7 protein-coding genes and 2 tRNA genes are annotated in these 11445 nt (G+C 48.2%); 4 read left to right on the top strand and 5 right to left on the bottom strand.

Going from position 1 to position 11445, the window contains the following annotated elements; translation table 11 throughout:
* The first annotated feature begins 4 nt into the window (after positions 1-4).
* Positions 5-2152 (top strand): RNA degradosome polyphosphate kinase, encoded by a 2148-nt coding sequence (locus ACESZH_RS15035; RefSeq protein ID WP_373217485.1) that lies wholly within the window; start codon positions 5-7, stop codon positions 2150-2152.
* A 153-nt stretch (positions 2153-2305) separates the two neighbouring features.
* On the opposite strand, the gene ACESZH_RS15030 is transcribed toward ACESZH_RS15035, so the two are convergent.
* Together ACESZH_RS15030 and ACESZH_RS15025 are read right to left on the bottom strand one after the other, a co-directional pair.
* A tRNA-Glu gene (locus tag ACESZH_RS15030) sits at positions 2306-2377 on the bottom strand.
* A gap of 52 nt (positions 2378-2429) precedes the next feature.
* Positions 2430-2501: transfer RNA gene (locus ACESZH_RS15025), tRNA-Glu, on the bottom strand.
* Positions 2502-2700: 199 nt separating this feature from the next.
* Between ACESZH_RS15025 and ACESZH_RS15020 the strand changes: the two genes are divergently transcribed.
* From ACESZH_RS15020 to ACESZH_RS15010, 3 genes are read left to right on the top strand one after another with little or no spacing between them, the layout of a single operon-like run.
* The gene (locus ACESZH_RS15020; RefSeq protein WP_373217484.1) at positions 2701-4626 is read left to right on the top strand and encodes a type IIA DNA topoisomerase subunit B; all 1926 of its coding nucleotides are present in this window, start codon (positions 2701-2703) and stop codon (positions 4624-4626) included.
* A gap of 20 nt (positions 4627-4646) precedes the next feature.
* The gene (locus ACESZH_RS15015) at positions 4647-6893 is read left to right on the top strand and encodes a DNA topoisomerase (ATP-hydrolyzing) subunit A (RefSeq protein WP_373217483.1); all 2247 of its coding nucleotides are present in this window, start codon (positions 4647-4649) and stop codon (positions 6891-6893) included.
* A gap of 44 nt (positions 6894-6937) precedes the next feature.
* A complete protein-coding gene (locus ACESZH_RS15010; protein WP_373217482.1) occupies positions 6938-7516 on the top strand; it encodes an HD domain-containing protein in 579 nt (192 codons plus the stop codon).
* A 99-nt stretch (positions 7517-7615) separates the two neighbouring features.
* Here ACESZH_RS15010 and ACESZH_RS15005 read toward each other — a convergent pair whose 3' ends face one another.
* From ACESZH_RS15005 to cooS, 3 genes are read right to left on the bottom strand one after another with little or no spacing between them, the layout of a single operon-like run.
* Positions 7616-8836, bottom strand: coding sequence for an NAD(P)/FAD-dependent oxidoreductase (locus ACESZH_RS15005; RefSeq protein ID WP_373217481.1), 1221 nt, complete (start codon positions 8834-8836; stop codon positions 7616-7618).
* Positions 8833-9285: a 4Fe-4S dicluster domain-containing protein gene (locus tag ACESZH_RS15000; RefSeq protein WP_373217479.1), complete on the bottom strand. Its 453-nt coding sequence runs from the start codon at positions 9283-9285 to the stop codon at positions 8833-8835. The genes ACESZH_RS15005 and ACESZH_RS15000 overlap by 4 nt, the downstream gene beginning before the upstream one ends.
* A gap of 12 nt (positions 9286-9297) precedes the next feature.
* Positions 9298-11181: an anaerobic carbon-monoxide dehydrogenase catalytic subunit gene (cooS, locus tag ACESZH_RS14995; RefSeq protein WP_373217478.1), complete on the bottom strand. Its 1884-nt coding sequence runs from the start codon at positions 11179-11181 to the stop codon at positions 9298-9300.
* Positions 11182-11445 lie beyond the last annotated feature (264 nt).

Here is an 11445-nt window from a genome sequence, read left to right as displayed (position 1 = left end):
CGCTATGGATTTGAAGAATTTTGAAAAACCGGAATATTTTGTAAATCGTGAGTTAAGCTGGCTGAAATTCGATGACAGGGTGTTAAGCGAGGCGAGGGATAAAAGTCTGCCTCTCTTTGAACGTCTGAAATTTCTGAGCATCACCTCCTCCAATCTGGATGAGTTTTATATGGTGCGGGTGGCTTCCCTGAAGGATCAGGTTCATGCGGGATATGACAAGCCGGATATTGCCGGACTTGGACCAAAGGAGCAGCTAAAGGAGATCAGCAAACAGACCCATGAGCTGGTACATGCCCAGTATAATACGCTGAACCGTTCTGTGCTTCCGGCTTTGGAGAAGGTGGGACTTCATCTTGTTTCGGAGCATGAGAGCCTTAATGACAAGCAGAAGGCGTATGTGGATCGCTATTTTGAGGATAATGTTTATCCGGTGCTGACGCCTATGGCAATGGATTCATCCAGGCCGTTTCCGCTTATCAGAAATAAAACGCTGAATATCGGCGCTTTGATCTATAAAAAGGACAAGAAAAAGGGAAAAGAGGTTCCGGTATTTGCAACGGTTCAGGTACCCTCTGTTCTGCCGAGGGTAATCATCATCCCATCGGAAAAAGCGGGAGATACTACGGTTATTCTCCTGGAAGAGATCATTGAGCGAAATATTGGAAAGCTGTTTTTGGGGTATGATATGGTATGTGCCCATCCGTACAGGATCATGCGTAATGCGGATCTGGCTATTGATGAGGATGAGGCGGAGGATCTTCTGGTGGAGATCCAGAAGCAGCTTAAAAAGCGTCAGTGGGGCGAGGTGATCAGACTGGAGGTTGAGGACAAGATCGATCCAAGGCTTCTTGAGGTTCTGAAAACAGAGTTTGAGATTAAAGATGAGGACATTTTCTATATCAGCGGCCCGGTGGATCTGACTATGCTGATGAAGATATATGGAGTGGAAGGTTTTGATGAGTATAAAACGCCAAAATATACTCCGGCTCCGGTGACCGCATTCCAGAATGATAAGGATATTTTTCAGGTTATCAGGGAGGGAGATGTCTTCCTGCATCATCCATATATGAGCTTTGATCCGGTGGTGAATTTTGTACGTCAGGCGGCCAGGGATCCGGAGGTGCTTGCCATTAAGCAGACGCTTTACCGTGTCAGCGGAAATTCCCCCATCATCGCGGCTCTGGCACAGGCGGCAGAGAATGGAAAGCAGGTTTCCGTTCTGGTGGAGCTGAAAGCGCGTTTTGACGAGGAGCACAATATTGTTTGGGCGAAGATGCTGGAGAAGGCAGGGTGTCATGTTATCTATGGTCTGGTAGGATTAAAGACGCATAGTAAGATCACTCTTGTGGTTCGCCGTGAGGAGACGGGAATCCGCAGATATGTGCATCTGGCAACCGGTAACTATAATGATTCTACGGCAAAGCTGTATACGGACTGCGGTATTTTTACATGTGATGAGAGATTTGGAGAGGATGCTACGGCAGTATTTAATATGCTGTCCGGATATTCGGAGCCGAAGAAATGGAATAAGCTGATCGTGGCACCTATCTGGATGAAGGATCGTTTCTTAAAGCTGATCAAGAGAGAGGCGGATCATGCGAAAAAAGGAATTCCAAGCTGTATTGTGGCAAAGATGAATTCTCTGTGTGACCCTAAGGTTATGGCGGCTTTGTATTATGCGTCCTCCTGCGGTGTTAAGATTTACCTGCTTGTAAGGGGAATCTGCTGTCTGAAGGTGGGCGTGCCGGGAGTGAGTGAGAATATCCATGTGCGGTCTATCGTGGGAGATTTTCTGGAGCACAGCCGTATTTTCTACTTCCATAACGGCGGAAGTGAGGAGATTTATATGGGCAGTGCGGACTGGATGCCCCGTAATCTGGACCGGCGTGTAGAAATTGTATTCCCGGTGGAGGATGAGCACATCAAGAAGGAGATCAAGCATATTCTGGATCTGGAATTCAGGGATAATGTGAAAGCGCATATTCTTCAGCCTGAAGGGAATTATGAGAAGCAGGATAAGAGAGGAAAGGCGTTGGTGAATTCTCAGATGGAATTCTGTAAGGAGGCTACGCAGAAGGCGGAGGAGCTTCATAATAAGGAGAAGAAAGAGAAGTCACGTGTGTTTGTTCCGGCGGAGGCGGGGGAGGAATAAAGGAAATGCGAGGGGGAAAGCTCGGAGAGCGAAGGCCGCATTCCCCCTCGCGCTCCCCCTTTTGGCCCGCTTGTCTGACGGCTAGAGATTGGCTGTGGTGGACTTTTATATGAAACAAAAAAAGCAATCGGTATTTTCCGATTGCTTTTTTAGCAGCCAGTACGAGAATCGAACTCGTGTTTTCGCCGTGAGAGGGCGACGTCTTGACCCCTTGACCAACTGGCCGTATGATGGTTTTGTTATGGAAACTATGTAAATGAAGGTCGGTAAATGGAAGCAGCCAGTACGAGAATCGAACTCGTGTTTCCGCCGTGAGAGGGCGGCGTCTTAACCCCTTGACCAACTGGCCGTGTCAACCGACTTGCTTAGTATATAATACTTTGGCTTGGAATGCAAGTGTTTTTTTCAAAAAAATTGAATTTTTTTGGAGTCGTGTTTTTTGCGGCGGTGGGGGAGTTGCAATTTTTTCCTTGCAAAAATACCCATAATTGGGTTATGATATAGAACGAATGTTTTATTAGCTTTTTAAGAAAGGAAATGTAACAGCCATGGCAAAGAAAGACACGTATGATGCGGGGAGTATCTCTGTCCTGGAGGGACTGGAAGCGGTTCGGAAGCGGCCGGGGATGTACATCGGGAGTGTATCCCGCAAGGGTCTGAACCATTTGATATATGAAATTGTGGACAATGCGGTGGACGAGCATCTGGCAGGATATTGCAGTATGATTCATGTGGTACTGGAGCGTGACGGGTCCTGTACGGTGACGGATAATGGAAGAGGAATTCCTGTGGATATGCACGAAAAGGGAGTTTCCGCAGAGAGACTTGTTTTTACTACGCTTCACGCAGGCGGAAAATTTGATAATTCTGCGTATAAGACAAGCGGCGGATTGCATGGAGTCGGATCTTCGGTGGTAAACGCTCTTTCCACTTATCTGGATATTAAGGTCAGCCGTGACGGTTACATCCATCATGACCATTATGAGAGAGGAATCCCGACACTGGAGCTTGAGGGAGGGCTTCTGCCCAGGCTTGGCAGGACGAAGGAGACAGGAACCTGTATCAATTTCCTTCCGGATCCGGAGATTTTTGAAAAAACACGGTTTTCCGCAGCAGATGTGAAAAGCCGTCTCCATGAGACTGCATATCTGAATCCTGAGCTTACTATATGCTTTGAGGATCTGCGGGAAGAGGAGCCGGAGAGCATTACTTACCATGAGCCGGACGGGATCGTGGGCTATATTAAGGATCTGAACCAGAATGCTGAGGCTCTGCACGAGCCTGTGTATCTGAAAGGAGAATCCGAGGGAATCCAGGTGGAGGCTGCTTTTCAGTTTACCAATGAATTCAGGGAAAATGTGCTGGGTTTTTGTAATAATATATATAACGCTGAGGGCGGTACGCATCTCACTGGCTTTAAGACTATTTTTACAACAGTGATGAACACCTATGCCCGGGAGATTGGGGTACTGAAGGATAAGGACGCCAATTTTACGGGAGCGGATATACGAAACGGCATGACGGCTGTTATTTCGATCAAGCATCCGGAGCCGCGATTTGAAGGACAGACAAAGACAAAGCTTGACAATCAGGATGCTTCCAGAGCCACAGGTAAGGTATTGGGCGAGCAGCTCGTATTTTTCTTTGACAGAAATCTGGAAATGCTGAAAACCATCCTGTCCTGTGCGGAAAAGGCGGCGAAGATCCGCAAGACTGAGGAGCGCGCAAAGACGAACCTTTTGACAAAACAGAAGTATTCCTTTGACTCCAACGGCAAGCTTGCCAACTGCGAGAAAAAAGACCCTTCCCAGTGCGAGATCTTTATCGTGGAGGGAGATTCCGCGGGAGGCTCAGCAAAAACGGCCAGGGACAGAAATTACCAGGCAATCCTTCCCATCCGGGGAAAGATACTGAATGTAGAGAAGGCCACCATTGACAAGGTGCTGGCAAATGCAGAGATCAAGACCATGATCAATGCTTTTGGCTGCGGCTTTTCCGAGGGCTACGGCAATGATTTTGATATCACGAAGCTCCGCTATGACAAAATTGTGATCATGGCGGATGCGGATGTGGATGGCGCACATATTTCTACGCTTTTGCTGACGCTGTTTTACCGGTTTATGCCCGAGCTGATCTATGAGGGGCATGTGTATATTGCCATGCCGCCTCTTTATAAGGTTATGCCGAAAAAAGGCGCGGAGGAGTATCTGTACGACGATAAAGCGTTGGAGAAATACCGCCGCACCCACAAGCCGGGCAGCTTTACCCTTCAGCGGTATAAAGGTCTGGGCGAGATGGATGCGGAGCAGCTTTGGGAAACCACTTTAAATCCCGAAACCCGGAGAATGAAGCGGGTGGAAATCGAGGATGCCCGTATGGCATCCAGCGTGACAGAAATTCTCATGGGCAGCGATGTGCCGCCGCGAAAAGCATTTATCTATGAACATGCGGCAGATGCAGAGCTTGATGTATAAGAAAAAGGAATGATACGCAGATGGAAACAAAACAGGAAAATGTAATTGCGACTGACTATGCGGAGGTTATGCAGAAATCATATATTGACTATGCTATGAGTGTCATTGTGTCCAGAGCGCTGCCGGATGTGCGGGACGGACTGAAACCGGTTCAGAGAAGAACACTCTATGATATGTATGAGCTGGGGATCCGCTATGACCGCCCATACCGTAAATGTGCCCGTATTGTGGGAGATACCATGGGTAAATACCATCCCCATGGCGACAGCTCTATTTATGAGGCGCTTGTGGTCATGGCGCAGGATTTCAAAAAAGGAAAAACACTGGTAGACGGTCACGGAAACTTCGGCTCTATTGAGGGCGACGGCGCCGCTGCCATGCGATATACGGAGGCGCGTCTGGAAAAGCTGACACAGGAGGTTTTTCTGGCTGACCTTGACAAAAATGTTGTGGATTTTATGCCGAATTTCGATGAGACGGAGAAAGAGCCTGCCGTGCTCCCGGTAAAGATCCCCAACCTCCTTATAAACGGGGCAGACGGTATTGCCGTCGGTATGGCCACAAGCATCCCGCCTCACAATCTGGGGGAAGTTGTGGATGCGGTAAAGGCATACATGAAAAATAATGATATCAGCGTCAAAGGACTGATGCGTTACCTGAAAGGACCGGATTTTCCGACCGGGGGAATTGTGGTGAATCAGGATGAGCTTTTAAAGATTTATGAAACAGGAACCGGAAAGCTCCGCCTCCGTGGACGGGTAGAGACAGAAAAGCTGAAAGGCGGTCGGAAACAGCTTGTGATCACGGAGATTCCCTATACCATGCTGGGAGCCAATATCGGCAAGTTTTTGAACGATGTGGCAGCCCTTGTGGAGACAAAAAAGACTACGGACATTGTGGATATTTCCAACCAGTCCTCAAAAGAAGGAATCCGTATCGTTCTGGAGCTGAAAAAAGACACGGATGTGGAAAACCTGACCAATATGCTGTATAAAAAGACACGTCTGGAGGACACCTTTGGCGTCAATATGCTGGCAGTGGCAGGCGGCAGACCGGAAACCTTAAGCCTGAAACAGATCATTGAATACCATGTGGACTTTCTTTTTGAAATCACCACAAGGAAATATAATACCCTCCTTGCCAGAGAGCAGGAGAAAAAGGAGATCCAGGAAGGTCTGATCAAAGCCTGTGATGTGATCGACCTGATCATTGAGATCCTCCGGGGCAGCAAAAACCGGGAGCAGGTAAAAAAATGCCTGGTGGATGGCGTGACTGAGGGCATTAAGTTCAAATCCAAAGCCAGCGAAAAGGCGGCAAAGGCACTGCATTTTTCCGAAAGGCAGGCTAACGCTATCCTGGAAATGCGCCTTTACAAATTGATCGGACTGGAAATCGAGGCTTTGCAGGCTGAGTATGATGAGACAATGAAGAATATTGCTCTCTATGAGGACATCCTGAATCATTATGATTCCATGTCAAATGTGATCATAAAGGAGCTGGACAGCATTAAAAAGGAATACGGCACCAAGCGCCGTACCTCTATCGAAAATGCCCAGGAAGCTGTCTATGAGGAAAAGAAGATGGAAGAGATGGAAGTCTGCTTCCTGATGGACCGCTTTGGATATATGAAGATCATCGATAAAAACGCTTATGAGAGAAATAAAGAGGCTGCCCATGGGGAAAACAAATACGTGTTTACCTGTATGAATACGGATAAAATCTGTATTTTTACCGATATGGGACGGATGCACTCCGTGAAGGTGGCGGACATTCCTCTTGTTCGTTTCCGTGATAAGGGAACGCCTGTGGACAATCTGAGTAACTATGACAGCTCCCAGGAGCAGATGCTTTATGTGGCTCCCATGGGGCAGGTAAAGAATGCTTCCCTGCTGTTTGTCACCCAGGCTTCTATGTGCAAGCTTGTAGCGGGACAGGAATTTGATGTGGCAAAGCGTACGATTGCTTCCACCAAGCTTGGAGAAGGTGACAGGCTGATCTTTGTGGGAAGAGCAGACGAGATGGAACAAGTAGTGCTCCAGAGCCGGGGCGGATACTTCCTGCGATTCCTGAAGCAGGAGATTTCTGTCATGAAGAAGACCTCTATGGGCGTGAAGGGAATGAAGCTTTCCGATGGAGATTCCCTGGAACATGCATACCTTTTGGAGGCTCATCAGGAATATACCATTACCCACCATGAAAAAACGTATTCCCTGAACAAGGTCAAGCTTGCGAAACGGGATACGAAAGGAACGAAGCCAAGGATCTAAAAAAGCAGATGGTCCGGAAGGACGAAGCAGAGGAGGATAGAATTATGAACGCGAATTTTACAAGAGAAGAGGCACTGGCACTTTTGAAAAAATATAATCAGGAGCCGTTTCATATCCAGCACGCGCTGACTGTAGAAGGTGTTATGAAATGGTTTGCCAGGGAAAACGGAGAGGATGAAGAATTCTGGAGTCTTGCAGGACTTCTTCATGACGTGGATTTCGAAAAATGGCCGGAGGAGCATTGTAAAAAAGCACCGGAGCTTCTGGCGGAGATCCATGCGTCTGAGGAGCTGGTTCACGCAGTCTGCAGCCACGGTTATGGAATCTGTACAGAAGTGAAGCCGGAGCATATTATGGAAAAAATTCTTTTTGCAACCGATGAGCTGACTGGACTGATCGGTGCGGCTGCCCTGATGCGTCCGTCCAAAAGTGTGATGGATATGGAAACAAAAAGCCTGAAAAAGAAATTCAAAGATAAACGCTTTGCAGCAGGCTGTTCCCGCGATGTGATCGAAAAGGGCGCGCAGATGCTGGGCTGGGAGCTGAACGATCTGTTTGAGAAGACCATCCTTGCTATGAGATCCTGCGAAGCAGAAATACAGGCTGCCTGCGCAAGCCTCTGAAAAGCTTAATACAAACTTAGCATTGGCAGACAAAAAGAAATGAAAAAGCATGTCCGCAGCAGAAATTGCCGCAGACATGCTTTTTGTTTCGCCCTGGTATCAGGGATACATATACTGACCAAGGCTGTCCGTTCCGTAAAAATCAGCGAAGGACAGATCAAAAATATCAGTATTCAGATTACTGAGATCGATCTGATTTTTAATCACATATTGGTAAACGCCGCTGTAGTCAATAGCACCCTGGATTAAAATACTGTCCAGCTTGCCATCGCGGATGATGGCTCTCTTGTATCCCTTGGAGTCATGCTGTACCACCACCTGGTCGCCGTCCTGGATCATGCCGCGTCCAAGGGACAGGGTTGTGATCCCATAGAAATTCATGGTATTCTTCATGGCATAGCGGTCAATATATTTCATGTTCAGTCCGCACATATTGTAAGCGGCTGTCTCGCCCTGCTTCATAGCATTGGGCCAGATACCGGAAATGCCGGCAACATCTCCGGCTGCATAAATATTGTCACAGCTTGTCTTAAGGTTTTCATCTACTTCGATAAAGCGTTCTGCTTTGATATTGCTTCCCTGTACACATTCGATAGCAGGACGCACGCCTGCTGCAACAATGACCAGATCACAATCAATCTTTGTTCCGTCATCCAGAACCACAGCCTCAATAGCGCCGGACTGGTTCATGATGGTTTCGGAAGCCTTTTTCCCAAGAAGGAAACGGCAGCCGTGGGCCTCAAACTGCTCCCGGTAGGTATTTCCTGCAATCTCGTCAAGCTGCAGGGGAAGAATGCGGTCAGCCATCTCCACGACCGTAACAGCTTTCCCCTGCTCCAGAAAGGCGTAAGCAGCATCCATACCCACAAGGCCGGAGCCGACCACAAGGATTTTTTCCGCTTTATCTGCCAGAGGACGGATCGCCTGAGCATCACTTAAGTCACGAAGTCCAAACACATTATTTGCTTCCCGGAACTGTCCCACAGGAGGAATGAAGCTGTGCGCGCCTGTGGCGATCAGAAGCTTATCATAAGAAAGAACATTGCCGTCACCGAGAGTCAGAGTGTTTTCCGCATCGTTTATGGAGGTCACGGTGCTGTTTTTCATCCAATAAATATTCTGCTTTTCAAAGAAATCCTCCGGTACAAAGGAAAGGGCAGCCTCATCCCGCTCATGGCTTAAATATTTATGGAGCATACAGCGGGAATGTACATGTTCATCTGTGGAAACCATGATGATCACTGCATCGGGCTGCTGGGCACGGATGGTTTTGGCAGCCTGGATTCCGGCAGCGCCCACACCGATAATAATATGTCTCATTCTTCCACCTCCTTCACATAAATGGCCTGCTTGGGACAGGCTCTTACGCAGCTCGGGCCTTCCGGGTCGTGGTGACAGAAATCACATTTGATGACCTTTGTCCTGGTGGCGGTATCTGCCTTTAAAACTCCGTAAGGGCAGTTCATAACGCACATAAAGCAGGAACCGCATTTGGTTTCATCATAAAGCACATGACCGCTTTCCGGATCCTTTACAAGGGCTCCGCTCATGCAGGACATTGCGCATTCCAGCTGGTCGCAGTGGCGGCAGAAGATGGGCTTATAGCTTCCGTCCTCGCTCAGCACAATGTGGTTGCGGGATTCGTTACGGATATCGGTAAGGTCCAGGGTATATACGGTACCTTCGTCCTGGCGATGTGCCTGCATACAGGCAACCACACAGTTTTTACAGCCGTCACATTTGGCGGCGTCAATGAAAATTCGTTTCATATACACCACCTCCTAGATATTTAATGCGCTTCGTTTCTCTTCGATGATCTTCTCCAGAATGTCAGCAGAAGCCTTTGCATCCGGGTTAATGATAACCTGGCCTCCGGTGATCTCCTTCATATCCTCTGTCAGTACCTTTACAGCTACCGGGCTTCCGGTAACAAATGGCGGCAGGCCAAGGTGGAGAGGAAGGCCAAGGGCAAGACCGAAGCATCCGTCTGCAAGCGCCTGCTCCTCCAGCCACTGTGCTGCGGAGAGAACCAGCGGAAGCTGCGGCAGGTCAACTCCAAGCTCTGCGGCAATCTCTGTGGCAACGATCTCCAGACGTCCGATGGCAAGGCAGGGACCGAAATTCAGTACAGGCGGGATTCCAAGCTTCTCACAGACAGCACGGAGCTTAGGCCCGGCAAATTTTGCTGCTTCGGGAGTCATCAGACCGCAGTTTTCAATTCCTCCTGAGGAGCAGCCTGCAGTAAGGACAATGATATCGCGGGCAATCAGCTCTTTTGTCAGCTCAACGGAAAGCACGTCGTGTCCGCCTGCTGTCAGGTTGGAGCAGCCTACCACGCCGGCAATACCCTTGATATCACCGGATACGATCAGGTCGATCAGCGGCTTCCAGCTTCCGCCCAGGAAGTCCTTTAAGGAGCCTTCGCTGACACCGGTAAGGGTGTTATCATTGCCGTGCTCCGGAAGAAGATTCATGGGAACACTGCCGCGGCGTTCTTTATATGCGTCTACGATCTTGTCGATAATGATCTCGCTCTGCGCCTCGCGCTCATCAAAATTAAACGGAAGAAGCTCCGCATTTGCTTTCTTTGCAACATCGTCCAGACAGATCTGTTTGATCTTCAGCTCGTCACAGATCGGTTCGATACCTGGAAGAGTACAGTTGAATTCAGAAAGAACGGCATCAATGGCGCCGGTTGCAAGGATTGCTTCGCTTGTATAGTTGTTTCCTGCGTGACCGTCGAATACCTCTGTGTAATGAGCGCCGCGAAGCTGTAAATCCTGTCCCACACAGGTACAGCCAACCAGCTTAAAGCCTTTTGCACCTGCAGCCTGTGCCTTTGCAACAGCCTCCGGGGAAACCAGTTTATCCTGGAGATCTACGAAAATGGTGTGCTGATGCCCGGTGATCATGATGTTGATATAGTCCGGGTCAATGACACGCAGACCTACGGGAGCAGGGCGAAGCTCCGGCTGGCCCAGAAGAACGTCATTTAAAAGGTTGGTAAGAGTCAGACCGTAAACACCTGTGGAGATACCAAGCTTTAAGCAGTCGGTAAGCATATCCACGGGATCGGAGTTTAAGTTGGTGGAGCACTTTACAACACCCTTGAAAACTTCGGATTTTGCACCGCCAGGCATGATGCCAAGCTCTTTCCAGCGTTTTACACGGGGCGCATAGGCGATTTTTTCCACAAGCTCTGCCTTTACATATTCCGGCTTGTACAGATCTGCAAGAACTGCATCAGCTACCTTTTCTGCTTTTATGTAGTCGTCAGATTCTTCGATCCCGAAGATATCAGCCAGATGGTTCAGGGATTTCAGACCTTTTAATTCTCCTTTTTTCTGGGCTGTTTTCTTTAAATTCAGAGCGGTGTTTTCTACAATGTGGATATAGCAGCCGCTTCCGGAAGCAACGGCCCGAAGAAAATTACGGGCTACGATAGTATCTGCATTGGCTCCGCAGATTCCGCGGGAGGAATTGGGAGTGATCCGGCAGGGACCATTGGAACAGAGACGGCAACAGACGCCCTGAAGACCGAAACCGCATTTTGTTTTCTGAGTGTCTACGCGGTGGTGAGAGGTTTCCATGGGAAGAGAACGGATGTAGTTCTCTAAAGGTTTGTCTGCGCTCTGGCAGGTTTTGCATCCATAGCATTGACTCATAATTCTGTTTCCTCCTTGGTATATGTTATTTTTTGAGTTTCTTTTATTTCTTATTAGTTAATCTTACTATAGTGGAGTGAAATAGTCAAGAAATTAACGAGATTTTACAAGCCTGAAAATGGTGTCGAAAAAACCCTAAATTTCATAATGTCTTACTGGACGTTTTAAAAAGAATGAGTTAAAATCCGGTCTTTGACAGTTGAGAAAAAATAGAATCGCTACAATGCCTGAAAATACGGGCAGTGTAGCGATTTTTAGCGCTGT

This window comes from Ruminococcus sp. 5_1_39BFAA, from assembly GCF_964240875.1.
Lineage (GTDB): Bacteria > Bacillota > Clostridia > Lachnospirales > Lachnospiraceae > Blautia_A.
Note: the sequence above shows the minus strand (reverse complement) of the source record. Positions and strands in the feature narration are given on the sequence as shown.